Source organism: Ramlibacter sp. (assembly GCF_035548915.1).
Taxonomy (GTDB): domain Bacteria; phylum Pseudomonadota; class Gammaproteobacteria; order Burkholderiales; family Burkholderiaceae_C; genus Ramlibacter.
On sequence record NZ_DASZSE010000031.1, the window covers coordinates 101,195 to 125,898 of the forward strand.

Genomic DNA, 24,704 nt, shown 5'->3' on the forward strand with positions numbered 1-24,704 from the left:
CGCTCGGTGGAGAGGCTACAATATAGGGCTTTGCGCGCAATCGCCGCGCGCACCTCCTTCCTCCCCCATTTTTCGACGTTCTATGAAGATCGCCCAAGAAATCCGCGCCGGCAACGTGATCATGCAAAACGGCAACCCCTGGGTCGTGCTGAAGACCGAGTACTCGCGCGGGGGCCGCAACGCCGCCACGGTGCGCATGAAGCTGAAGAGCCTGCTGAACAACCAGGGCACGGAAGTCGTCTTCAAGGCCGACGACAAGATGGACCAGATCGTGCTGGACAAGAAGGAGTGCACCTATTCCTACTTCGCCGACCCGATGTACGTATGGATGGACGCCGAGTACAACCAGTACGAAGTCGAGAAGGAAAACATGGGCGACGCGCTGAACTACCTCGAAGACGGCATGCCGGCCGAAGTGGTGTTCTACGAAGGCAAGGCGATCTCCGTGGAACTGCCCACCAGCGTCGAGCGCGAGATCAGCTGGACCGAGCCGGCCGTGAAGGGCGATACGTCGGGCAAGGTGCTGAAGCCCGCGAAGATCGCCACCGGTTTCGAAGTCGGCGTGCCGATCTTCGTGAACCAGGGCGACAGGATCGAAATCGACACCCGCACGGGTGAGTATCGCCGGCGGGTCTGACAAGCCCAGGCTCAGCCGCTCGGCCGCTCGGCTGCTCGGCCCCTCGGCTACCCACCTGCTCTGCTACAGGCGATAGAACGCCACCATCTCCTTCAGCCGCTCGCCCAGCTCGCTCAGATTGCGCGCCGACACTTCGAGCTCGCGCGCACCCGCGACGTTTTGCATGCTGCCGCGCCGCACGCCTTCCATCGCGCCCACCATCTGCTCCACACCCATGAGCTGCTGACGGCTCGTGGCCGCGATGCGGTTCACCGCCTGCCCCGCCTCCGACACGCTCGCGGCGAGCTCGCCGATCGCCTCGGCCGCGCTCTCGGTCTGCCGCACGCCCGCGGCCACCGCTTCGCTGCCCGACTCCGTGGCCGCCGCCGCCGTGGCGGTGGCCTTCTGCATTTCCTCCAGGAGCGTTCTCACCTGCACGGCCGCGCCGCGCGACTGCTCCGCGAGATGACGGATTTCCTGAGCCACCACCGCGAACCCGACGCCCTGGTCGCCGGCCTTCGCCGCCTCGATCGCGGCATTCACCGCGAGCAGCTTCGACTGCGACGCGATGTCCTCCACCGTCGCCATGATCTGCCCGATGGCCTCGCTGCGCTGCGAGAGCTGCCGCATGCCTTGCGCGATCGCGTCCATCTGCGAGCGGATTCGCTGCATCCCCTGGGCCATCTCTTCGGTGGACTTGCGCCCGCCTTGGGAAAACCGCACCGCCTTCTGCGCGATGTCGGCGACCCGCCGCGCATCGGCCGAAGCGGCCTCGGCCGATTGCCGGACTTCCTGCGCGGTCGCGGTGGTCTCGCTCACCGCCGTCGCGGCGTCGCTCGCGCCGGCCGTGAGCTGCGAAGTGGATGCGACGATCTCGGTGGCCGCCGAGCCCAGCACGTTCGCGCCTTCGACGAGCGCCAGCACCTGCTCGCGCAGGCGCTCGATCATGCGCGAGAAATTCGACGCGAGCACGCCGATTTCGTCCACCCGGCCGCCCCGCGGCAAATCGATGGTCAGGTCGCCGCCCGCCACCTTCGAGATCGCCTGCGACATGTCCTGGATCGGGCGCGCGATCGCACGCTGCAGCCGGATCGCAAGCGGCAGCGTGATCACGAGCGAGCCGAGCAGCACGAGCAGAATGATCCCGCCATAGCGCACGAAGCGCATCGCGGTCGACTCCGCCGCCGCTCGCAGATACACCATCCCCGTCACCCGGCCCGCGTCGCGCACCTCGCGCGTCACTTCGACTTCGTCGCCGGCCCAGTGCTCGCCCGGCGCGAGCGCGCGTGCGGGTAGCGGCCGCGCCCCCGCGACGGCGCGGTGGAACTGCGCGAAGAGCTTGCCGTCGCCGCCGTAGACCGCCGCGGCGAGGATCGCCGGGTTCGCCTCGAAAGCCTTCAGGTACTCGGTGGCGGCGCGCGCATCGTCGAAAGCGATCGCGGCGGACGTGCTGAGCGCGAGCGTGTCGGCCTGCGAGGCGAGCTCGCGCGAACGCAGCCGAGCGTAGTTGTAGCTGTCGTAGGCGACGATCGCGAGGCCCGCGAGCAAAAGGGCGATGCCGCTCGTGAGCACGCCGGTCACGAGCAGCCGCGTGCGGATCGGGATGTCGGCGAAAAGCGCCATCATTTCGCTCCCGCGCGCGGCCGCACGTTCAGGGCGAGCGCGAGCAGTTTCGAGCTGATCGCAAGGCCGTTTCGCATGGCAGCGGCATCGTCGATATCGAATCGCACATGCGCCTCCTTCACGACGAAGTTGACGATTCCGGTCGCGCCCGACTTCGCCTCCGTCACGGTGAGCACGGGCGCGCCCTGCAGCGCCTCGATCTGCTGATCGGCATGCGAGCCTTCGCCTGCCGCGATGAACACGATGTGGCAGCCGCTGTCGGGCCGCACCGCCTTCAGCCGCTTCAGCGCCATCGGATGGCCATGGCCCTGGTGGCCGGCGGCGGCCTTGTCGAGCGCGGCGCCCAGCGGGTCTTCGCCCGCCACGCAGATCTCGAAAGGCGCCGTGGGCGACGCGAACGCGCTCGCGGGCCAGTCGACGTAGTCGGCAAAGCGCACGAGGAACGCGGACTTCACCTGGTATTCGAGGGATTCCTCCGCGACCGCGAGGGCAGGCAGCATGCCGAGCAAGGCCGCCAGCGCAAGGACGCGTACCCGATCGCGCAGCGGCATCACCGCTTCCCGACCGGCCCGATTGCCGCGGCCCCGGCGGTGCGCCTCGTCTTCTTCCTGTTGCCAATTCGCATGACTCTTGCCCTGATTGTTCTCACGTCCCCCGGGACTGTGCCTCGTTGGGCGCGGCCGCGCAATCGTCCGCCCGCGAAAATTGCTACGCTGCGGGTGAATTCACCATGCCCGGAACCGACTTCTCGCTGATCGCCGCTCCCTTTCGCATGCAACCCGGGCTGCGCAAGGTCGCCCCCGGCACGCCTCAGCTCACGGCGCTCGCGCGCGGCGCACCGCTCTGGCAGGAAAAGCGCGAGGTGGTCGAGTCGGGCGCGTCGCGTCTGGCGGTCCCTGGCTTCGACGCCGCGCCCGCGATGGCGGCCATCGCGGCGCACGCGCGGCATCACGGCCTGCCGCAGCCCGATGACGAGTCGCCACTGGAGCTCACCTACGAAGAGGATTTCGCCGTCCTGGACGGCTCGACCGGCACGCTTCCCTGGCTGTGCGTCTGCGTGCCTTCGCACTGGGCGCCCGAGGACAAGCTCGGCCTGCCGTTCGCCGCGGTGCACGCGCCGGTCGCCGACGCGGACACGCTGCGGGCCGCCTCGCAGCACCTCGTGCGCATCGCCACCGGCGGCGATGCGTGGGAGCGCTTCGTGTGGACCCTCACGCCGTCGGCACGCTACGACCAGCATCCGCGCCGGCATCCGCGCGAACCCTGGCCCGCCACCGCCGACCTGAACGCGTTCGCACGGGGCACGTGGCTGCGAACGGAGCGGCAGACGTTCATTCCGGTGCCGTCTGCAAATCAGGCAGTCTTCACGATCCGCGTGATGCTCGAGCCGCTCGGGCAAGCCGTGGATTCGCGCGAGAAGGCGCGGCGGCTCGGCGAGTCGCTTGCTTCGATGAGCGATGCCGTGCTCGCCTACAAGGGGCTCGCGGCAGCGCGCGAGGCGCTCGTGCGCTGGCTCGCGCAGTGGCCGAGTCAGTAGAAACGGTGCGACAGCAACGCCACCAGCACGCCGCCCACCGCGACCGCCGTCACGATGAGCGCCACCCACATCCACGGCGAGGCCGTGCGCGCGCGCTCGGTCGAAGCGGTCGGGCCTTCCGCGCCGTTCCAGGGCGTGGCGCCCGGCAGCCAGTCGACGAACTCGCCCGCGGCCTGCGGCGTGAAGAGCTCCAGCGTCAACCGCAGGAACCCGGAGCGCCCGTCCATCCGCAGCCAGAGATCGACGAGCGTGTTGCGCACGCGCGCGTGCACGATGTCCGCGAGCGGCAGCTTCACGCGGTCTTCCTTCCAGCCGAACGCCTTGCGAAAGCGTCCCGCGATGCGCAGCACGTCGGTCTGCACGCGGGCTTCGACCTCGCCCCTGAAAGCCGGCACACGGTGCGGCGGCCCCTTCACGTCCACGAGGCTTGCCGAATACGTCGCCTGCACGAGCGAATAGCTGCCGCTGCGATTGGGCTGGAAGCTGTTGTCGCGCGGGCGGGTGCGCACGAGATCGGCCACGGTGAGGCGGCTGCCGTCGCGCGCGAGCAGCACGTGCTCGCTCGTGAGCGTGTTCTTGATGCGCATGCCGACGATCGTCCTGCGATCGTAAGGGCCGACCTTGCCGCCATCGAGCAAGACTTCGTAGACCGGATCGTCCGACACCACCTTCGTCCCTCTTCGTCAATCCCTCCTCAAGCATAGCCGAGAATGCGCCCGGCACGGCAGTGCCCTGCGCCCCGGCGATGGGGCGACAATCGACCCATGGCATCGATACGCAACCTCCACGACCGGCGCCTGGCCGATGCGTGGGCGACCCTCAAGGCGCACTCCGACTCGGGCGTGCCGCTCGAACCCGACGCAAGCCGGCTTTCCTTCGCAGACCCCGAATTCCTCCTGAGGCGCGAAACGCGCGGCATCCGCTTCCAGCTCGAACTGCTCAAGCCCGATCTCGAGCAGCAGTCGCACGGCATCGAAAACACGATCGTCGTCTTCGGAAGCGCCCGCTTCCGCGCGCACGACCAGGCCGAGGCGCTCGTGGCCGCGGCCGAAGCGGCGGGCGATGCCGAGCAGGTGAAGCGCGCCCGCGCGCTCGCGCGCAACTCGCGGTATTACGAGCAGGCGCGCGCCTTCGGCGAGATCGTCGCGCGCTACAGCGCGGGCAAGACCCCCGCGGACATGCTCTTCGTCTGCACGGGCGGCGGCCCCGGCATCATGGAGGCGGCCAACCGCGGCGCGCACGAGGCCGGGGGCGTGAGCGTGGGCCTTTCGATCGCGCTGCCGATGGAAGAGGCGGCCAACCCGTACGTGACGCCCGCGCTCTCGTTCAAGTTCCACTACTTCGCGCTGCGCAAGATGCACTTCATGATGCGCGCGAAAGCGCTCGTCGCCTTTCCGGGCGGCTTCGGCACGCTCGACGAGCTCTTCGAAGTGATCACGCTCGTGCAGACGCGCAAGGCGCGCCAGGTGCCGATCGTCCTCTTCGGTTCGGACTACTGGAAGCGGCTCGTGAATTTCGACATGCTGGTCGAAGAAGGCGTGATCTCGCCCGCGGACCTCGCCCTCTTCCAGTTCGCCGACGAAGCGCAGGCGGCGTGGGACATCATCCGGACGTTCTATCGTCTGTGACGTCGCGGGCGGCGCCGGGGGTGGCGGTGGGCGCGGCGGTGGATACTGCATTGCCCGCGAATGCATCGCGCAACGCGAACGCGAGGCGCGAGCCGCCGCCCACGACCGCTCCGGCCAGCCAGAACACCGCGCTCACGCCCGCCACGGCGCCTGCCGCACCGGAGAGCATCGGCATCGCGACGCTCGATGCGTTGATCACCATGAGGCGCATCGCGACCGCGTCGCCGTGGCGGTGCTCCGGGGTGATCTGATGCAGCATGCTCATCACCATCGGCTGGACACTTCCGAGCGCGAAGCCGAGCAGCACCGAACACACGGCCATCGCGGTCGCGGCCGGCAGGAGCGGATAGATCGCGAACAGCACGGCGGTTGCGATCATCACGGTTCCGACCAGCGTCCATTCGTGCACGCGCGACGCCACGATCGGCAGCGCGACGCGGATGAGCGCCGCGGCCACGGCGAAGCTGCCGAGGATCGTGCCGATCACCGACGCCGAAAAGCCGCGCTCGTTGCCGAGCACCGGCACCATGAACGTGTGCACGTCCCAGCACGCGGCGATCAGCCAGTTCACGAGGAGCAGCCGGCGAAACGACGTCTCGCGCCACAGATCCCAGGCGCGGCCGCGCTTCGTCCCGTGCGGATGCGTGACGGGCGGGACTTCGTGCATCGGTCCGATCCAGAGCCACGTTGCAAGCGGCATGAGCGCCATCAGCAGGAAGGCCGAGCGAAAGCCTGCGTGGTCGATCGTGAAACCCGCGAGGAACGGCCCGGCGAAGTTCGCGATGGCCGGCCCGATCGACATCCACGAAAACGCCTGGCGCAACTGCGAGGGCGTCTGCGCGATGCGTCCGACATGCCGCTGCAACGCGATCGATGCGACGCCGACCGCGCCGCCGGTGGCGAGCGCAGTGCAGCACAGCACGGGAAAGATGGGCCACATGACGGCCGCCGACGTGCCGGCCACCGCGGCCATCATCGCAAGCATCATCGGCCGCTTGAACCCGTGCCGGTCGGCAAAGCGCCCCGCGGGCAGCGCGAGGAACACCTGCGTGAGCGCGAAGAGCGCCATCAGCACGCCGACCGAGGCGGCGCTATGGCCTTGCCTCAACGCGAGCAGCGGCGCGGTCATGCGCACTCCCGCCATGCACGAATGCACGAAGACATAGCCCACGCTCATGCGCGCGAGCTGCCGCGCGGGGCTTTGAGCTTCAGACTTCGGGCTCGTCACCGTTTTCTTCGGCCGGCAGCAGCGCCTGGGCCTCGGCCTCCGGGAGGGCTTCCACAACCTTCAGGGCGCGGCGCATCTGCCGCGTGCGCGTCTCGGCCTTGTCGAGCGTCTCCGAAGCCCGCTGGACCTGCTCGCGAATCTTCACGACCCATTCGCCGTAGCGTTCGAACTCGGTCTTCACCGCGCCCAGCACCTTCCACACTTCGGAGGCCTGCTGCTCGAGCGCGAGCGTGCGAAACCCCATCTGCAGGCTGTTGAGCATCGCCAGGAGCGTGGTGGGCCCCGCGAGCGTCACGCGGTGGTCGCGCTGGATGCGGTCCATGAGGCCGGGGCGCCGCAGCACTTCGGCGTAGAGGCTTTCGATCGGCAGGAACAGGATCGCGAAGTCGGTCGTGTGCGGCGGCGCGAGGTAGCTTTCGCAGATCGTCCTGGCTTCCGTGCGGATGCGGGCCTCGAGCGCGCGCGCGGCGGCTTCGGCGGCCGCGGCATCCACGCGTTCGTGCGCATCGACGAGGCGCTCGTAGTCCTCGCGCGGGAATTTCGCGTCGATGGGCAGCCACACCGGCGCGCCGCCGTCGCTGCGGCCCGGGAAGCGCACCGCGAAGTCCACGCGCTGATTGCTGCCGGGCTTGGTCTCCACCTGCCGCGCGTACTGGTCGCCGGTCAGGACCTGTTCGAGCAGCGCTTCGAGCTGCACTTCGCCGAAGATGCCGCGTGTCTTCACATTGGTGAGCACGCGCTGCAGGTCGCCCACGCCCTGCGCGAGGTTGTGCATCTGGCCGAGCCCCTGGTGGACCTGTTCCAGCCGCTCGGCCACCTGACGGAAGCTTTCGCCCAGGCGCGCTTCGAGCGTGGACTGCAGCTTCTCGTCCACCGTCATGCGCATCTCGTCCAGTTTCGCCGCGTTGGACTGCTGCAGCAAGTTGAGCTGGCCTTCGAGCGTGGCGCGCACTTCCGACATGCGCCGCGCGTTCGACTCGCCGAGCGACTGCAGTTGCAGCGTGAGCGTCTCGGCAAGCGACTTCTGCATGAGCACGAGCGTCTCCTGGAAAGCGCTGAGCGACTGCGCGAGCTCGGCGCGATTGCCGCGCGACGATTCGCCGATCTCGCGCCTCAACTCCCGCTCGATGCGCTCGCTCGCGGCGAGCAGCTCGATGCGCAGCGAATCCTGCGCGGGTGGCTTGCGCAACACGAGGACCACCAGCAGCGCGAAGCTCGCGAGCGCCAGCACCAGCGCCAGCGCGAGCACGATCCAGTTGTCCATCAGGCCGCTTTCAGCACTTGCGGATTGAGCGGCGTGAGCGGCTTGCCATGGACGAGAAATCCGATCAGGTTGTCCGCGGCGAGCTTCGCCATCGCCATGCGCGTCTTCACGGTGGCGCTGCCGATGTGCGGCGTGAGGATCACGTTCGGCACTTCGAGGAGTCCCGGATGCACCTGGGGTTCGCCCTCGAACACGTCGAGCCCGGCCGCCGCGATGCGCTTGTCGCGAAGGGCCTCGGCGAGCGCCGCGTCGTCGACGATGCCGCCGCGCGCGATGTTCACGAGGGTGGCCGTGGGCTTCATCGTTGCGAGCTCCGCGGCGCCGATGGCATGGTGCGATTCGGGCGAATACGGCAGCACGAGCACCAGGTGATCCGCCTCCTTCAGGAGCGCCTCCTTGCTCACGTAGGCGGCACGGCATTCGGCTTCGAGTTCCGCAGTGAGCCGCGAACGGTTGTGATAGATGACTTTCATGCCGAAGCCGAGCGCGCCGCGCTTCGCCACGCCCTGGCCGATGCGGCCCATGCCGAGGATGCCGAGCGTCGCGCCATGCACCTCCGCGCCCGCGAACATGTCGTAGCGCCAGCGCTGCCACTGGCCGGCGCGCAGGAACCGCTCGCTCTCGCCGATGCGGCGCGCCGCGGCCATCAGGAGCGTGAAGGCGAGATCCGCGGTCGTGTCGGTGAGCACGTCGGGCGTGTTGGTCGCGAGCACGCCGCGCGCGGTCATCGCGGGCACGTCGAAGTTGTTGTAGCCCACGGCCATGTTCGCGCAGACCCGCAGCCGCGTGGCGGCGTCGAGCAGCGCGGCATCGATCCGCTCGCTGCCGGTCGTGAGCGCGCCGGCCTTGCCCGCGAGCTTGGCGACGAGTTGCTCCCGGCTCCAGCTCTCGTCGGACTGGTTGGCTTCCACGTCGAGATGGCGTGCGAGCAGTTCGATCACTTCCGGAAAGATCTCGCGGGTGACGAGGATGGCAGGACGGCTCATGGCGATTTCATTTCACTTTTGGAGGTGGGCGGGTGCCCGCCGAACACGTGCGCATCGGGAGCCCAGCCGACGACGGCCAGCATCACGCCGAAGCCGATCGCGTAGGCAAGCGCGACGTGCCAGCCGAAGCGCAGCCACTGGACCACCGAGCGCGCCTCGGGATAGAGATTGCACAGGGCCACGCCGGCCGACGACCCGAACCAGATCATCGAGCCGCCGAAGCCCACCGAATACGCGAGAAAGCCCCAGTCGTAGCCGCCCTGCCGGAGGGCGAGTGCGGTGAGCGGGATGTTGTCGAAGACCGCGCTCACGAAGCCGAGCCCCATCGCGGATTGCCAGGAGGCGACCGGCAGGCGCTCCACCGGCATCATCGCGGCGCAGGAGACGAGGGACAGCAGAAACACCGTGCCTCGCAGCGCCTCCGGCAGCAGGCTCCACGTCGGCCGCCGCAGCGGCGCGGACACGAGCAGCGCCACCCAGACGGCCAGGCCGATCACCGGAAAGTGCTGCAGCGCTTCGGGCCGATTGAGGTTGAACCAGATGTTGACGGCGATCGCCGTGGCAAGGATGAACGCCACGATGCCGAGGCGGGGCAGGTCGAGTCGGACCCCCGTGGGGTTGTCCTTCATGATCGGCTGCAACATGTGCTGCTGGTGCGCCGCGACCACGCCGAAGATCAGCACGGCGACGAGCGCCGCCACGTACGCCTCGAGCACCTGCATGGGCGAGACGCCCGCGATCCACATCATCGTGGTCGTGGTGTCCCCGACGACGCTGCCCGCGCCGCCCGCGTTGCTCGCCGCGACGATGGCCGCGAGAAAGCCGATGTGGACGTTGTTGCGATAGAGCACCGCCGCCATCGAGCCGCCGATCATGGCCGCCGCGATGTTGTCGAGAAAGCTGGAGAGCACGAAGACGATGAGAAGCAGGCAGAAGCCGCCCTTCCAGTCGTCGGGCAGAATCCTGGGCAGCAGGTCCGTGGCGTGGCTGCGGCCGAAATGGTCCGCAAGCAGCGCGAACCCCAGCAGCAGGCCGAGCAGGTTGGCGAGCGTGACCCATTCGTGCCCGAAGAGCGCCACAAGCCCCGCGATGCCGGGCACGCCCGCGAAATCCGCGAACGAAAGCTTGTAGAGCGCGATCACCACCATGCCCGTGAGCCCAACGTACAGCGTGTGGTGGTGGAAGAGCGCCACACCCAGCAGCGTGAGCGCGAACAGGATGAAATCGACCGGAATACCAGCGACCGCCACAGGTTCTCCTCGACTGTTGTTCTTCGCCGGGCCATTATCGTCGCAGCCGCTCGCGCATCCCTTGCGCTCGCCTGTCTCATCTGTAGGCGCGAGCCTACGCGAGCATGCGAGCGCGGCCAGCGGCGGGGCGTCGCGCCGCGGGCTACGCTGAAAAGCCAGGAGCAAGGACGATGAACCAGGACCGCATCCAGGGCCGCTGGAAACAGATCAAGGGCAAGCTGCGCGAACGCTGGGGCCGCCTCACCGACGACGATCTCGACATCATCGCGGGCCGGCGCGACCAGCTGCTCGGGCGCATCCAGGAGCGCCACGGGCTCGCGCGCGAGGAGGCGCGCCGCAGATAAGGCTCGGGGGCGATGGCTCCGCGCGGAAGGCGACGAAGGCGCTACTCGAGCCAGCGGGTGAAACGCTCCACGGGCTCTCGCGGCGTGTGGAACGAATTCACGAGCGCATCGGTGTCGGCGTAGCCCATCGACATGCCGCACAGAAGCCGCTCGCCCGGTCCCGCGCCGACGTGCTCGCGCACGATGGTGCCGAACTCGTTCCAGGCCGCCTGCGGGCACGTGTGCAGGCCGCGGGCGCGCGCTGCGACCATCACGTTCTGAAGGAACATGCCGACGTCCATGAGCGAGCCGCGCCCGAGGCGCTTGTCCACGGTGAACATGAGGCCCACGGGCGCGTCGAAGAAGACGTAGTTGCGCTGGTGCTGCGCGTGCATCCTGTCCTTTTCACCGCGCACGATGCCGATGAGACCGTAGAGTCCCCAGCCGTTCTCGCGCCGCCGCTCGAGGAAAGGCGAGACCCACTGCTCAGGGTAGTAGTCGAAATCTTCCCGGTACCGAGCGGCGAGAGAGGGCTCGGCATAGACCGCATCGTGGGCCGCGCAGACCTTGCGCGACAGCTCGTCGCGGCTCGCGTCGCGCAGCACGTACACGTTCCACGGCTGGTGGTTGGTGCCCGACGGCGCGCGCGATGCGACGCGCAGGATGTCTTCGATCGTTTCGCGATCGACGGGTTTGTCGCGCAGGAACGCACGGCACGAGAAGCGGCTTTCGATGGCGGTGTCGACGCTCGCGGAGTCGGCCACCACGGCCCTCACCTGGGACGCCATCATCGCAGAGCCTCCAGCACTTCGCGCAGCCTGTCGGGTAACGGCGCGGGACGCCGCGATTCGCGCTCGACGTACACGTGGACGAAGTGTCCGCGCGCGGCCGTCATCGGTTCGCCCTGCACGAACAACCCGACTTCGTAGCGCACGCTCGACTTGCCGATGCGCGCGACGCGCAGGCCTGCGTCCACCACCTGGGGAAACTCGATCGGCGCGAAGTAGTTGCACTGCGTCTCGATCACGAGCCCGATGACCGCGCCGCCGCGGATGTCGAGCGCGCCTTCTTCGATCAGGTGCGCGTTCACGGCCGTGTCGAACCAGCTGTAGTGAACGACGTTGTTCACGTGGCCGTAGACGTCGTTGTCTTCCCATCGCGTGGGGATCGCGCGGAAGGCCCGGTACGCGGCGCGCGGCTCGGGCTCGGGTTTGGGGTGAATCGTGTCGCTCATCGCGCACGATTGTGCCAGCGGCGCCAGTACTGGGCCGCCACGCGAAACGTGTTCACCTGCGCCTGCACCGTGTCTTCGATGCGGTGGCCGTAGCCGCCCGCCATCGCGAACGCGAGCGGTACGCCGCGCTGCCACGCCCACTCGAACACGCGCCGGTCGCGCGCTTCGAGGCCGTCCCACGTGAGCTTCAGGCGGCCGAGCCGGTCGCCCTCGTGCGGATCGGCGCCCGCGAGATAGATGACGAGCCCGGGGTCGAAGCGCGAGTCGAGCTCCTGCAGCGCGCGTTCGAGCGCATGAATGTATTCGTCGTCGCGGCAGCCGTCGGCGAGGTCCACGTCGAGGTCGCTCGCTTCCTTCCTGAATGGGAAGTTCTTCCGCCCGTGCAGCGACAGCGTGAAGACACTCGGGTCGCCGCGGAAAATGCTCGCGGTTCCGTTGCCCTGGTGGACGTCGAGGTCGACGATGGCGACTTGCAATGCACCGCGGCCGGTGCGCATCCGTTCGGCCTGCATGAGGCGCGTCGCGACGCCGGCGTCGTTGAACACGCAAAAGCCACCGCCCTTGTCCCGGTACGCATGATGCGTGCCGCCCGCGAGGTTGGCCGACACGCCTTCGCTCAGCGCGGCGCGGCACGCGAGGATGGTCGCGCCGACGGATCGCCGCGCCCGCTCGGCCATCGCCGGGCTCCACGGAAAGCCGATCTCGCGCAGCGCCCGCTCGTCGATCGAGCCGTCCTGGATGGAAGAGACGTACGCCGGGCTGTGCACGAGGGCAAGCTCCCCGTCGGTGGCCGGCGCGGCGGGTGTCAGCCGGATTTCAGGCATCTCCCGCGCAAGCCTGTCGCGCAGAAGCCGGTATTTGCCCATCGGGAAGCGATGGTGCGCGGGCAGCGGCAGCGCGAACTGATCCGCGTAGTGAACCTGCATGACCGGATTGTGGGGTTCTAGAGAATATTTCCTAGTTTGTTGCATTGCACCAAAAAGTGCTTGCATTCGCGCGAGGCACCCCTATACTTTCCTCATGCTGCACTGCAACATCCGCTGCAACATCAGGAAGTAAACGTCATTCGGACCACAACCCGAGCCCACACCACCTTTTCAACTGGAGAAGACCCCATGTTCACCGCTGAACAATTTCAGGCCGCTCAGAAGGCCAATATCGATTCCCTCTTCGGCCTCGGCAGCAAGGCCTTCGAAGGCTTCAGGAAGCTCGTCGATCTCAACATGACCGCCTCGGAGGCCGCCCTGGCCGAAGCCGCGTCGACCGCCCAGTCCGTGCTGAGCGTGAAGGATATGCAGGAGCTCTTCGCCCTGCAGGCGTCGCAGGTGCAGCCGCTCGCCGAGAAGTCGGCCTCCTACCTGCGCTTCGTGTACGAAATCGCTTCGACCACGGGCGCCGAGTTCGGCAAGACCTTCGAAGGCCAGATGGGCGACGCGCAGAAGAAGTTCCTGGCCGTCGTGGACAACGCCGCCAAGAACGCTCCCGCCGGTTCGGAGACGCTCGTCGCCGTGCTGAAGAGCGGCGTGGCCGCCGGCAACAACGCGCTCGAATCGGTGCAGAAGGCCGTGAAGCAGGCCGCCGAAGTGGCCGAAGCCAACTTCAACGCCGTGGCGAGCACCGCCGTGAACGCCGCGAAGACCACGACCACGAAGGCCAAGCGCGCGGCGTAAATCCGGCGCGGTCAAACCCAACGTATAGGTTGAATCCGAGACTTTCGCCTCGACCTACAACGGAGTCGGAACTCTACAATTGATGCAGTTCCCGCGGGATCGGCATCGAGCCCCGGAGTTCTTCAGGTTGTCTCCTCGGGTCCTTTCGACACCTCTTCAGGTTCAGGGATCCTTCCAACCCACCAGGCGCAAGCCTGGTGGGTTCTTTTCATTCAGCGGGACTTCGCCTCGATCGCCGCCCTCAGTTGCGGCAAGCGGGCCAGCATCGCCGCGCGACCCGCTTCGATCGAACGCCTGCGCGCCGCGAACTCGGCGCTGCCCACGCCCGCGAGCGAGGGCCGCACCACGACGTCGGCCTCTTTCAGCTCGAAGCCGTTGATGCTCTTGCCCATGATGGCGAACGTCTGCAGCAGCAGGTGCACGGTGTCGTCGGATGGATTGCCCTCGGGCGCGGCGGAGATGTCCACCGCGATCACCAGTTCCGCGCCCATCTGCCGTGCATAGCGGACGGGCACGGGGGACACGAGCCCGCCGTCGACGTATTCGTGCCCGTTGATCCGCACCGGAACGAACACCGCCGGCACCGCGCTCGATGCACGCACCGCAAGGCCCGTGTCGCCGCGCTCGAAGAGCACGCCTTGCCCCGTGCCGAGATCCGTCGCGAGGATGCCCAGCGGCAGCGCCATGTTCTCGAGCAGCTTGTGGCCCACCTGCGCATTCACGTAGCGCGCGAGCGCCTCGCCCCGCAGCACACCGCGGTTGAAGAACGGCAGCGTCCAGTCGGCGAACGCGGCCTCGTCCATCTCGAGAGCCGTCTGCTGCAACTGCGCTCCCGTGCGCCCGCTCGCGTAGAGCGCGGCGACCAGGCTGCCCGCGGAGGTGCCGACGACCACCGAGGGCCGGATGCCCGCTTCTTCCAGCACCTGGATCACGCCGACGTGCGCGAAGCCGCGCGCGGCGCCACCGCCGAGCGCGAGGCCGATCTTCGGCGGCCGCTTCGCCACCGGTTGCTGCAGGGCGGGAACTTCGGGCTGCGACGGGGGTGCCGGCGCGGTCGCGCAGCCGACAATGAGGATGGCCAACGGCAGGCCGGACAGCAAAGCGCCGATACGATCGAAGGCGCGCCGCAGCGGGTGCGTCATAATTTACGTTAACGTAAACGTCAACACTGGAGAGAGCAGATGGAAATCGCGGGAAAGGTGTTCATTGTGACCGGCGGTGCTTCGGGCCTCGGCGAAGGCACGGCGCGCAGGCTCGCGGCGGCGGGCGGCAAGGTGGTCGTCGCCGACATGCAGGCCGACAAGGGCGAAGCCGTGGCCCGGGAGATCGGCGGCGCGTTCGTGCGTTGCGATGTGAGCCAGGAAGCGGATGGGCAGGCGGCCGTCGCGAAGGCGGTGTCGATGGGCAAGCTCATGGGACTCGTCAACTGCGCGGGGATCGCTCCGGCGGAGAGGACCATCGGCAAGGCCGGGGCGCACAACCTCGCGACCTACACGAAGACGATCATGGTGAACCTGGTGGGCACCTTCAACATGATTCGCCTCGCCGCGGAAGCCATGGCGAAGAACGAGCCGGAATCGACCGGCGAGCGCGGCTGCTGCATCTCCACCGCGTCGGTGGCCGCGTACGACGGGCAGATCGGCCAGGCGGCGTACAGCGCCTCGAAGGGCGGTGTGGTCGGCATGACGTTGCCGATTGCGCGCGACCTCGCGCGAAACGGCATTCGCAACATGACGATCGCGCCGGGGATCTTCGGCACGCCGATGCTCTTTTCGATGCCGAAGGACGTGCGGGACGCGCTGGCTGCGAGCGTGCCTTTCCCGTCGCGGCTCGGCACGCCCGAGGACTACGCGAAGCTCGCGATGCACATCTTCGAGAACGACATGCTCAATGGCGAAGTGATCCGGCTCGACGGCGCCATTCGCATGGCGCCGAAGTGATGGCTGGGGCCCGGCGGATGCCCGTGGCCCGGATGGCTGGGGCTCGGATGGCCGTGGCCCGGATGGCCGTGGCCCGGCGGATGCCCGTGGCCCGCGGGACGGCCCCGCCCTCGCCCGTCATTCCCGCGAAAGCGGGAATCCAGAGGCTTTCCCCGGAAGCCACTGGATCCCCGCTTTCGCGGGGATGACGGGGGGTTGGGGCGCTGGGGGGGGAGATCACGAGGCGACGCGGATGCAGAGCGGACACCTATAGTCCCGGCATGAAACCCGTCCCGAGACTGCTTCTTGCACTCGCCACCGCATGCGCACTGCTCTCCTGCGCGGCGCCGGCGCAGGCCGATTTCGACTACCGTATCCCCCCTGAGCCCGAAGCCGCATCGGGCTTCACCGCCAAGCCGGGCTGGGCCACAACGAAGTTCGCCGTCGCCGCTGCGAATCCCCTGGCAACCGACGCCGGCTACCAGGTCCTGAGGGCCGGCGGCACGGCGATCGACGCCGCGATCGCCGTGCAGATGGTGCTCGGGCTCGTCGAGCCGCAATCGAGCGGCATCGGCGGCGGCCTCTTCCTCCTCCACTACGACGGACACGCCGTCGAAGCGTACGACGGCCGGGAAACCGCGCCGGCCGCGGCCGACGAGAAACTCTTCCTGAACCCCGACGGCACGCCGATGGCCTTCAACGACGCGGTCGTGGGCGGCCGCTCCGTCGGCGTGCCGGGGACGCTGCGCGCGCTCGAACTCGCGCATCGCGAACACGGCCGGCTCCCGTGGGCCACCCTTTTCGAGCCCGCGATCCGCCTCGCGGAGCAAGGGTTCAAGGTGAGTCCGCGCCTTGCCACCCTCGCGAAGGCCAACCGGTTCCTGAAGGACGATCCGGTCGCGGCGAGTTACTTCCTCGATGCGAACGGCGAGCCGCATCCGGCCGGCTACCTGCTGCGCAATCCCGAGTACGCCGCGGTGCTGCGCCGCATCGCGCGCGAAGGCGCGGACGCCTTCTACAAGGGCGAGATCGCGCAGGCCATCGTCGAGAAGGTCCGCCATCATCCGCGCAACCCAGGTGCGATGACGCTCGCCGACCTCGCGAGCTACCAGGCGAAGAAACGCGCGCCGATCTGCTACGACTACTCGGCGCGCGGGCGCGACTATCGCATCTGCGGCTTCCCGCCCCCGAGCTCGGGGCCGATCGCCATCGGACAGATGCTGCGCATCCTGCACGACGTGCATGCCGAGTCGAAGCCCCTCGAAAGCGGCCTGCCCTCGGCCGACTGGCTGCACCTCTACACCGAAGCCGCGCGGCTCGCCTTCGCCGACCGCAACCAGTACGTCGGCGACCCCGACTTCGTGCAGCCGCCGGCCGGCGCCTGGACGAGCCTGCTCGACCCCGCGTACCTCGCGTCGCGCGCGCGGCTGATCGGGCCAAAGAGCATGAAGGTCGCCCAACCCGGCACGCCCGGCCGCGTGACGAGCCGCTACGCACCCGCCACCGACACGCCGGAGCACGGCACGTCGCACATCAGCATCGTCGACGCACAAGGCAACGCGGTCGCGATGACGACGACCATCGAGCAGGAATTCGGTTCGCGCCAGATGGTGCACGGCTTCATGCTGAACAACGAGCTCACCGACTTCAACTTCGCTCCTCGCGACACCGAAGGCCGGCCGGTGGCCAATCGTGTGGAAGCCGGCAAGCGCCCCCGCTCCTCGATGGCGCCGACGCTCGTTTTCGACAAGGCCAGCGGGCAATTCGTGCTGAGCGCGGGAAGCCCCGGCGGTGCGGGCATCATCCATTTCACGGCGAAAACGCTCTGGGCGATCCTCGACTGGGGGCTCGATGCGCAGCGCGCGATCGATCTGCCCAACTTCGGTTCGTACAACGGTCCCACGGTCCTCGAACAGAACCGCTTTCCGCGCTCGACGATCGAAGCGCTGAAGACGCGCGGCGCCGAAGTGCGCGAGCAGGACATGACGAGCGGGCTGCAGGCCGTGCAGAAGACGCCCACGGGCTACTTCGGCGGTGCCGATCCGCGCCGCGAGGGCATCGTGATGGGCGAATGAGGGCGAATGAGCGGCGCGCGTCGCACCGTGAAGGCGCAGGCAACCGTCACGGATGATGGACTCGCGGCGTGCGCGCGGCGCTCGGGTGCGCGAGGCCGGAATCGCGCGGTGGCGGCACATCCGCGCTGCTCAGCCGGTCGATGCGTTCGTACTCCGAGATCACCTGCGCCCCCAGCAGCAGCAGCGTGGCCGCGACTTCCAGGCTGAAGAGCACGACGATCGCCGTGGTGAGCGATCCGTAGACCTCTCCCACCTTCGAAATCGTGCCGAAGTACCACACGAGCACGTGCCGCGTGATCTCCCAGAGCAGCGCCGCGGTCACGCCGCCCACGAGCGCGTGCCGCCAGTAGAGGCGCCCCACCGGCATCACCATGTACACGGAGGTGAGGAGGAAGACCTCGCCGGCCACGCCGAGGAGATACAGCAGCACGCCGGCAACGCCGCCCAGCGACCATTCGCGCCCGAGAAAGGCGATCGTGTCCTCGCCGAGCGCCTGCAGGCTGCCCGCGGCGAGCGTCACGATCAGAAGCCCGAGCCCGAGGCAGAGGATGTAGCAGTAAGGCAGCAGCGCCGATACGAGATAGTGGCGCCTTCGCACGCCCACGCGATGCAGGAAGATCACCGACATCGCCTTCTCGAGCACGGTGAAGGCGAGCGAGCTGAAGAAAAGCATCGTGATGAGCAGCACCCAGCCCACGACGTCCTGGTTGTCGAGGAAGTTGCGCAATTCCTCGACGATCGCCTGCGACTGGCCGGGCATCAGCCATTCGAGATAGCGCCCGAGCGTCGCGAGCAGTTCCGCCGGCGCCACCCAGTGCGACAGCGCCATCACGATGAGGATGAGAAGGGGCACGACGGACAGCAGCGCGTAGTAGGCGACCGCGCCCGCGAGCAGCAGGCCCTGGTTCGCGCGGAAGCCGCCGAGCACGCGCAGCACGAAGGCCCTCGGATGCGCGAGCACGTACCTTGCCGCTGGACTCAGGAGCGCCATGCGCGGCAGTATCCGCGCGCCCTCGCGCGCGACGCGTCAGCGCCGCGCGTGAGCGCGTGTCAGACGTCGATGGCCGTGGCCGAGCCGGCCTTCTTGCGCAGTTCGAATTTCTGGATCTTTCCCGTCGAAGTCTTGGGCAGTTCGCAAAAGACCACGGCGCGAGGCACCTTGAAGCCCGCAAGGTGCCGGCGGCAATGCGCGACCACTTCTTCGGGCGTGAGCCGCGAGCCGGGCTTCAGCTCGATGAACGCGCAAGGCGTCTCGCCCCACTTCGGATCGGGCCGCGCCACGACGGCCGCGGCCAGCACGTCCGGGTGCCGGTACAGCACGTCTTCGACTTCGATGGAGGAGATGTTCTCGCCGCCGGAGATGATGATGTCCTTGCTGCGGTCCTTGATCTTGATGTAGCCGTCGGGATACTGCACGGCCAGGTCTCCGGTGCGATACCAGCCGCCCGCGAAAGCTTCCTCGGTCGCCTTGGGATTCTTGAGATATCCCTTCATCGTGATGTTGCCGCGGAACATGATCTCGCCCATCGTCTCGCCGTCCATCGGCACGGGCCGCATCGTTTGCGGGTCGATCACCCGGGCGCTTCGCTGCAGGTGGTAGCGCACGCCCTGCCGCGCATTGAGGCGCGCGCGTTCGCCGATGTCGCGCGCGTCCCACTCGGCGTGCTTCGCGCAGACCGTCGCCGGACCGTACACCTCCGTGAGCCCGTACACGTGCGTGAGATCGAAGCCGAGCGCTTCCATGCCCTCGATCAGCGCGGCCGGCGGCGCCGCGCCAGCGACCATCGCCTTCACGCCGCGCGGCAGGCCCCGCCTGAGCTCCTCGGGCGCGTTCACGAGCATGCCATGCACGATCGGCGCGCCGCAGTAGTGGGTGACGCCGTGCTCCCGGATCGCGTCGATGACGGCCTTTGCTTCGACCTTGCGCAGGCAGACGTTCACGCCCGCGCGCGCGGCGACCGTCCACGCGAAGCACCAGCCGTTGCAGTGAAACATCGGCAGCGTCCACAGGTAGACGGCGTGCTTGGGCATGTCCCACTCGAGGATGTTGGAGATCGCGTTGATCGCGGCGCCCCGGTGGTGATAGACCACGCCCTTCGGATTGCCCGTCGTCCCGCTCGTGTAGTTGAGGGCGATCGCGTCCCATTCGTCGGCCGGGAGTTCCCACTCGAATCGCGGATCGCCTCGCGCGATGAACTGCTCGTACGTCGTGCTGCCGATCCTCCCGGAGGAGCCCGTGAACAGTTCATCTTCCACGTCGATCACGAGAAGCGGCCGCTCGACCTTGCGCATCGCGATGGCGTCGCGCATCGTTGCCGCGAACTCCGCATCCACGATGACGGCACGCGTCTCGCCGTGGTCCAGCATGAACGCGATCGCCTCCGCGTCGAGCCGCGTGTTGAGCGTATTGAGCACCGCGCCGGCCATCGGAATGCCGAAGTGGCACTCGACCATCGGCGGCGTGTTCGGCAGCATCGCGGCGACGGTGTCGCCTTGGCCGATGCCGGCCTCGCGCAAGGCGCTCGCGAGCTGCCGGCAGCGTTCGTACACCTGCGACCAGCTCCGCCTGAGCGGACCGTGGACGACCGCTGTACGCTCCGGGTAGACGTCCGCGGCGCGCTCGATGAACGAGAGCGGCGTGAGGGGCGCGAAATTGGCGCCGTTGCGGGGAAGGTCCTGGTCGAAAATGCCCGGCATCATGTGTCTCCTCGATGTGCCGCGAAGGTTATCGTTTCTTGATGCGTTGCAACATTAGGTAGGAATACGGGTGTCCATCCCCCAGAGCTTCATCCAGGAACTGCTCGCGCGCGCCGACGTCGTGGACATCGTCGGCCGCTACGTGCAGCTCAGGAAGGGCGGCGCCAACTACCTGGGGCTGTGCCCCTTCCATGGCGAGAAGACGCCTTCCTTCACCGTGAGCCCGGCCAAGCAGTTCTATCACTGCTTCGGCTGCGGCAAGAACGGCAACGCGATCGGTTTTCTCATGGACTACGCGGGGATGAACTTCGTGGAGGCGGTGAAAGACCTCGCGGGACAATACGGCATGCAGGTGCCCGAGGACGACCGTTCGCCCGCGGACCGCGCCCGCGCGGCCGAGGAACGCCAGAAGCACGTGACGCTCACCGACGTGCTGGAGAAGGCGGGCGCGGCCTACAGGAAGCATCTGCGCGGATCGCCCCGCGCGATCGAGTACCTCAAGGGCCGCGGCGTGAGCGGCGAGATCGCGAAGACCTACGGGCTCGGGTACGCGCCCGAAGGCTGGCGGTCGCTGGCGAGCGTCTTTGCCGAATACGACGACCCGATGCTCGTGGAAGGCGGCCTCGTCATCGTGAACGAGGAAGAGGACAAGCGCTACGACCGCTTCCGCGACCGCGTGATGTTTCCGATCCGCAACGTGAAGGGCGAATGCATCGGCTTCGGCGGGCGCGTGCTGGGCGAAGGCACGCCGAAATACCTGAATTCCCCCGAGACGCCGGTGTTCAGCAAGGGGCGCGAGCTGTACGGCCTGTGGGAAGCGCGCAATGCGCTGCGCGAGCAAGGCTACGTGCTCGTCACCGAGGGCTACATGGACGTGGTGGCGCTCGCGCAGCTCGGGTTTCCGAACGCGGTGGCGACGCTCGGCACCGCCTGCACGACCGACCACGTGCAGAAGCTCTTTCGCTTCACCGACAGCGTCGTCTTCAGCTTCGACGGCGACGCCGCGGGGCGGCGCGCCGCGCGCAAGGCGCTCGAAGGCGCCCTGCCCTACGCCACCGACGTGCGCACGGTGAAGTTCCTCTTCCTGCCCCCCGAACACGATCCCGATTCGTACATCCGCGAGTTCGGCCACGAGGCCTTCCAGCGCTACGTGAGCGATGCGACGCCGCTCTCGCGATTTCTGGTCGAAGTCGCGCGCGAGGGCTGCGACCTCGCCACCGTGGAGGGCCGCGCCCACATGGCCGCCAATGCGAAGCCGATGTGGCTGCAGCTGCCCGAAGGCGCGCTCCGGCGCCAGCTGCTCGCCGAGCTCGCCGGGCTCGCGCAACTGGATGCGCACGAGCTCGGCGAGCTCTGGACGGGCAAGCCCGCCCGGCGGGCGCCGTGGCGGCCGGCCCGCGGCGAATCCGCTCCAGCCCGCACGCGTGGCCGCACGCTGCCCGTGAGCCGCTCGACCCGGGCGCTGCAAATCCTGCTGTCGCAACCGCAAGCGTGGGAGCGCCTGAGCCACGACGACCACCACCTGCTGTGCGAGATGCCCGCACCGCACGGCGCCCTCTTCGCCTGGCTCGACAGCCAGCATCACGACCATGGGCCGCAGCCCTGGAGCGCGCTGCGGGAAGCCTTGCGCGGCCACGAACACGAGTCGTTCGCGGTGGCGGAGCTGGCCAAGCTGCCTCCGGAGATCGAGAGCGATCCGGCAGAGCTGGAGGACATCCTCGCCAAGGAGCGGCAGGCGCGGCGGCACGAAGAGATGAAACGCCTCGCCGCGGCGGCGGCGGGCGACCCGGTGGCGTTCGCGCGCTACAAGGCGTTGCTGGAAGCTCAAAAACCCGGGCGGGGTTGACTGGAAGCGCGGCCGCTCCCGCGCGGGGCATCGTCGCTTGCGGGTCATGTCGTCGGTTTTTCAACACGAGGTACGCCCAACTCCCCGCTTCGGAACTTGAAATCCGCCGCTGAAGATATAATGTAGGGTTTGCTACCGGCAAGAGCGACAGCAGCACCTCCGGACCGGCCGAAGCGGGAAGCTCCCGCTGCCCGACAACTGGGCCCGGCCAACCCACCGCAAGGACTGCACCCCAAATGTTCGCCCACCACATCTTGCCGGGGTGAGTTGCCGACAGGGGCACCGTGTGATGCTCCTTCGAGGAGTGCCCGTGGTACTCCTGCCTTGCCCATTGACCAGCCCGCGCCGGGTCCCGTGGCGCTTTTGTGTGTCCGAAGCAGTTTCTGTCACCGCAGTTCCTGTTACCGAGGTCCTCATGTCCGTCCAGAAGTCCACCGCCGCTCACGTGAAACCCAGCGCGAAGAAGTTGGTCAAACATCCAGTCCATGCCACGCCCAAGGCGCAGCTGAAAGTCGTGAAGAGCGACAAGACAGCCCAGCCGAAGGCATCCGCCAAGCCCGCCAACAGCAAAGTAGTCAAGCCCGTGCCCGCAACGAAAGCCCCCGCCAAGCCCGAGAAGACCCCCGTCCGGGAAGAGTCGAAGAAGACCACCGCGAAAACCTCTGCCGCCGCCGAAGAGCTGAAGAAAAAGCCCGGCCGGCCGCCCAAGGCCGCGGCGGCTGACACCGATTCGCCCGCCAAGCGGGGCAGGAAGCCCAAGGAGGCGGCGGCCGCACCCGGCAAGCCCCCCATCCTGGAGGAGGACCTCTCCGACATCGAAGCCGATTTCGTCGACAGCGAGCCGCCCGTCGAGGAAGTCGCCGCCGCCAAGGCCAAGCCGCTTCGCATGAAGATCAGCAAGGCGAAGGAACGCGCCCTGATGAAGGAGTTCGGCCTGGACGAGACCATCCTCACCGAAGAGGAAATGGCCAAGCGCCGCCAGCGGCTGAAGACCCTCATCAAGCTCGGCAAGACGCGCGGCTACCTCACGCACGCGGAAATCTCCGACCACCTGCCCGACAAGCTCGTGGACAGCGAAACGCTCGAGGTCGTGGTGTCCATGCTCAACGACATGGGCGTGGCCGTCTACGAGCAGACGCCGGACGCGGAAACGCTGCTGCTCACCAACACCGGCCCGACCGCCGCGACCGAAGAGGAAGCGGAAGAAGAAGCCGAAGCCGCCCTCTCCACCGTCGACAGCGAATTCGGCCGCACGACCGACCCGGTGCGCATGTACATGCGCGAGATGGGCACGGTGGAACTGCTCACGCGCGAAGGCGAAATCGAAATCGCCAAGCGCATCGAATCCGGCCTCATGGCGATGATGGAAGCGATTTCCGCTTCTCCGGCGACGATCGCCGAGATCCTGCGCCTCGCCTCCGACATCCGCGACGGCAAGGTCGTGATCTCGGGCATCGTGGACGGCTTCTCGAACCCGAACGAAGCCGACGACTACGTGGCCGAGGAAGACTTCGACGAATTCGACGCCGACGACGACGACGACGGCTCGGGCGGCTCCAAGGCGCTCACGAAGAAGCTGGAAGAACTCAAGGCCCAGGCGCTCGAACGCTTCGACCGCATCGCCGGCCTCTTCGAGAAGGTGCACCGCGCCTACGACCGCGAAGGCTGGGGCACGCCGACCTATCAGAAGGCCCAGCATGCGCTGAGCGAAGAGCTGATGACGATCCGCTTCACGGCCAAGACCATCGAGAAGCTGTGCGACCTGGTTCGCGCGCAGGTGGACGACATCCGCAGGAAGGAACGCGAGCTGCGCCGCATCATCGTGGACAAGTGCGGCATGCCGCAGGAAACCTTCATCCGCGAATTCCCGCCCAACCTGCTGAACCTGAAGTGGGTCGAGAAGCAGGCGGCCGCCGGCAAGCCGTGGAGCGTCGTGCTCGCGCGCAACGTGCCCGCCATCCAGGAGCTGCAGCAAAAGCTGATCGACCTGCAGTCGCGCGTGGTCGTGCCGCTCGCGGAGCTGAAGGAAATCAACAAGCGCATGAACGAGGGCGAAGCCTCGTCGCGCGAGGCGAAGAAGGAAATGATCGAGGCCAACCTGCGCCTCGTGATCTCCATCGCCAAGAAGTACACCAACCGCGGCCTGCAGTTCCTCGACCTGATCCAGGAAGGCAACATCGGCCTCATGAAGGCGGTGGACAAGTTCGAATACCGCCGCGGCTACAAGTTCTCGACGTACGCCACGTGGTGGATTCGCCAGGCGATCACGCGCTCGATCGCCGACCAGGCGCGCACGATCCGCATTCCGGTGCACATGATCGAGACGATCAACAAGATGAACCGCATCTCGCGGCAGCATCTGCAGGAGTTCGGCTTCGAGCCGGACGCCTCGATCCTCGCGGCGAAGATGGACATCCCCGAGGACAAGATCAGGAAGATCATGAAGATCGCGAAGGAGCCGATCTCCATGGAGACGCCGATCGGCGACGACGACGATTCGCATCTTGGCGATTTCATCGAGGACACGGGCAACACCGCGCCGATCGAAGCCGCCATGCAGGCGGGCCTGCGCGACGTGGTGAAGGACATCCTCGATTCGCTCACCCCGCGCGAGGCGAAGGTGCTGCGCATGCGCTTCGGCATCGAGATGTCCACCGACCACACGCTGGAAGAAGTCGGCAAGCAGTTCGACGTGACGCGCGAGCGCATCCGCCAGATCGAGGCGAAGGCGCTGAGAAAGCTGAAGCATCCGAGCAGGAGCGACAAGCTGCGGTCGTTCATCGATACGCTGTAGGCGGTGGCTGGGCA

22 protein-coding genes are annotated in these 24,704 nt (G+C 67.7%); 9 read left to right on the top strand and 13 right to left on the bottom strand.

The features are described from left to right. Positions 1–82: 82 nt before the first annotated feature. A complete protein-coding gene (gene efp, locus VHA82_RS11485; protein WP_325543657.1) occupies positions 83–637 on the top strand; it encodes an elongation factor P in 555 nt (184 codons plus the stop codon). 63 nt (positions 638–700) lie between these two features. Here the strand turns inward: efp and VHA82_RS11490 are convergent, their stop codons facing one another. Then, positions 701–2,239: a methyl-accepting chemotaxis protein gene (locus VHA82_RS11490; RefSeq protein ID WP_325543659.1), complete on the bottom strand. Its 1,539-nt coding sequence runs from the start codon at positions 2,237–2,239 to the stop codon at positions 701–703. Then, entirely contained in the window at positions 2,239–2,790 is a 552-nt protein-coding gene (locus VHA82_RS11495) for a YfiR family protein (protein WP_325543661.1), read from the bottom strand. Before VHA82_RS11495 ends, VHA82_RS11490 begins: the two co-directional genes overlap by 1 nt. A 179-nt stretch (positions 2,791–2,969) precedes the next feature. On the opposite strand from VHA82_RS11495, the gene VHA82_RS11500 reads away from it, so the two are divergent. Beyond that, the gene (locus tag VHA82_RS11500) at positions 2,970–3,776 is read left to right on the top strand and encodes a heme-dependent oxidative N-demethylase subunit alpha family protein (RefSeq protein WP_325543663.1); all 807 of its coding nucleotides are present in this window, start codon (positions 2,970–2,972) and stop codon (positions 3,774–3,776) included. On the opposite strand, the gene VHA82_RS11505 is transcribed toward VHA82_RS11500, so the two are convergent. Beyond that, positions 3,770–4,441 (bottom strand): hypothetical protein, encoded by a 672-nt coding sequence (locus VHA82_RS11505; RefSeq protein ID WP_325543665.1) that lies wholly within the window; start codon positions 4,439–4,441, stop codon positions 3,770–3,772. The genes VHA82_RS11500 and VHA82_RS11505 overlap by 7 nt on opposite strands. Before the next feature lie 99 nt (positions 4,442–4,540). Here VHA82_RS11505 and VHA82_RS11510 point away from each other — a divergent pair, with 99 nt between their 5' ends. Further along, the gene (locus VHA82_RS11510; RefSeq protein WP_325543667.1) at positions 4,541–5,404 is read left to right on the top strand and encodes a TIGR00730 family Rossman fold protein; all 864 of its coding nucleotides are present in this window, start codon (positions 4,541–4,543) and stop codon (positions 5,402–5,404) included. On the opposite strand, the gene VHA82_RS11515 is transcribed toward VHA82_RS11510, so the two are convergent. Genes VHA82_RS11515 through VHA82_RS11530 form a run of 4 tightly spaced genes read right to left on the bottom strand, consistent with a single transcriptional unit; the run spans position 5,379 to position 10,132 of the window. After that, positions 5,379–6,581 carry an MFS transporter gene (locus VHA82_RS11515; RefSeq protein WP_325543821.1) on the bottom strand — a complete coding sequence of 401 codons (1,203 nt, stop codon included), beginning with the start codon at positions 6,579–6,581 and terminating at the stop codon, positions 5,379–5,381. The genes VHA82_RS11510 and VHA82_RS11515 overlap by 26 nt on opposite strands. Positions 6,582–6,612: 31 nt before the next feature. Next, positions 6,613–7,896 carry a DNA recombination protein RmuC gene (locus VHA82_RS11520; RefSeq protein WP_325543669.1) on the bottom strand — a complete coding sequence of 428 codons (1,284 nt, stop codon included), beginning with the start codon at positions 7,894–7,896 and terminating at the stop codon, positions 6,613–6,615. Further along, complete coding sequence (locus VHA82_RS11525) at positions 7,896–8,882, bottom strand: D-glycerate dehydrogenase (protein ID WP_325543671.1); 987 nt, start codon at positions 8,880–8,882, stop codon at positions 7,896–7,898. The genes VHA82_RS11520 and VHA82_RS11525 overlap by 1 nt, the downstream gene beginning before the upstream one ends. Further along, the gene (locus tag VHA82_RS11530; RefSeq protein WP_325543673.1) at positions 8,879–10,132 is read right to left on the bottom strand and encodes a citrate transporter; all 1,254 of its coding nucleotides are present in this window, start codon (positions 10,130–10,132) and stop codon (positions 8,879–8,881) included. Before VHA82_RS11530 ends, VHA82_RS11525 begins: the two co-directional genes overlap by 4 nt. A 170-nt stretch (positions 10,133–10,302) precedes the next feature. Between VHA82_RS11530 and VHA82_RS11535 the strand changes: the two genes are divergently transcribed. Then, positions 10,303–10,476 carry a CsbD family protein gene (locus VHA82_RS11535; RefSeq protein ID WP_325543675.1) on the top strand — a complete coding sequence of 58 codons (174 nt, stop codon included), beginning with the start codon at positions 10,303–10,305 and terminating at the stop codon, positions 10,474–10,476. A gap of 41 nt (positions 10,477–10,517) precedes the next feature. On the opposite strand, the gene VHA82_RS11540 is transcribed toward VHA82_RS11535, so the two are convergent. From VHA82_RS11540 to VHA82_RS11550, 3 genes are read right to left on the bottom strand one after another with little or no spacing between them, the layout of a single operon-like run. After that, positions 10,518–11,246 (bottom strand): nitroreductase, encoded by a 729-nt coding sequence (locus VHA82_RS11540; RefSeq protein ID WP_325543677.1) that lies wholly within the window; start codon positions 11,244–11,246, stop codon positions 10,518–10,520. Further along, positions 11,243–11,689, bottom strand: coding sequence for a thioesterase family protein (locus tag VHA82_RS11545; RefSeq protein WP_325543679.1), 447 nt, complete (start codon positions 11,687–11,689; stop codon positions 11,243–11,245). Before VHA82_RS11545 ends, VHA82_RS11540 begins: the two co-directional genes overlap by 4 nt. Beyond that, a complete protein-coding gene (locus VHA82_RS11550) occupies positions 11,686–12,615 on the bottom strand; it encodes a histone deacetylase (protein WP_325543681.1) in 930 nt (309 codons plus the stop codon). Before VHA82_RS11550 ends, VHA82_RS11545 begins: the two co-directional genes overlap by 4 nt. A 189-nt stretch (positions 12,616–12,804) precedes the next feature. Here VHA82_RS11550 and VHA82_RS11555 point away from each other — a divergent pair, with 189 nt between their 5' ends. Further along, the gene (locus VHA82_RS11555; protein WP_325543683.1) at positions 12,805–13,359 is read left to right on the top strand and encodes a phasin family protein; all 555 of its coding nucleotides are present in this window, start codon (positions 12,805–12,807) and stop codon (positions 13,357–13,359) included. A gap of 212 nt (positions 13,360–13,571) precedes the next feature. Here VHA82_RS11555 and VHA82_RS11560 read toward each other — a convergent pair whose 3' ends face one another. After that, a complete protein-coding gene (locus VHA82_RS11560; RefSeq protein WP_325543685.1) occupies positions 13,572–14,501 on the bottom strand; it encodes a patatin-like phospholipase family protein in 930 nt (309 codons plus the stop codon). Between the two features lie 39 nt (positions 14,502–14,540). On the opposite strand from VHA82_RS11560, the gene VHA82_RS11565 reads away from it, so the two are divergent. Next, positions 14,541–15,299, top strand: coding sequence for a 3-hydroxyacyl-CoA dehydrogenase (locus VHA82_RS11565; RefSeq protein ID WP_325543687.1), 759 nt, complete (start codon positions 14,541–14,543; stop codon positions 15,297–15,299). A 260-nt stretch (positions 15,300–15,559) separates the two neighbouring features. Then, positions 15,560–17,353, top strand: coding sequence for a gamma-glutamyltransferase (ggt, locus tag VHA82_RS11570; RefSeq protein WP_325543689.1), 1,794 nt, complete (start codon positions 15,560–15,562; stop codon positions 17,351–17,353). A 46-nt stretch (positions 17,354–17,399) separates the two neighbouring features. Here the strand turns inward: ggt and VHA82_RS11575 are convergent, their stop codons facing one another. Continuing rightward, positions 17,400–18,344: a YihY/virulence factor BrkB family protein gene (locus VHA82_RS11575; RefSeq protein ID WP_325543691.1), complete on the bottom strand. Its 945-nt coding sequence runs from the start codon at positions 18,342–18,344 to the stop codon at positions 17,400–17,402. 59 nt (positions 18,345–18,403) lie between these two features. Next, positions 18,404–20,050 (bottom strand): acyl-CoA synthetase, encoded by a 1,647-nt coding sequence (locus tag VHA82_RS11580; protein WP_325543693.1) that lies wholly within the window; start codon positions 20,048–20,050, stop codon positions 18,404–18,406. Between the two features lie 70 nt (positions 20,051–20,120). Between VHA82_RS11580 and dnaG the strand changes: the two genes are divergently transcribed. Further along, complete coding sequence (dnaG, locus tag VHA82_RS11585) at positions 20,121–21,896, top strand: DNA primase (RefSeq protein ID WP_325543695.1); 1,776 nt, start codon at positions 20,121–20,123, stop codon at positions 21,894–21,896. A gap of 415 nt (positions 21,897–22,311) precedes the next feature. Next, positions 22,312–24,690, top strand: a complete 2,379-nt coding sequence (gene rpoD / locus VHA82_RS11590) for an RNA polymerase sigma factor RpoD (RefSeq protein WP_325543697.1) — start codon at positions 22,312–22,314, stop codon at positions 24,688–24,690. Positions 24,691–24,704: the final 14 nt, after the last annotated feature.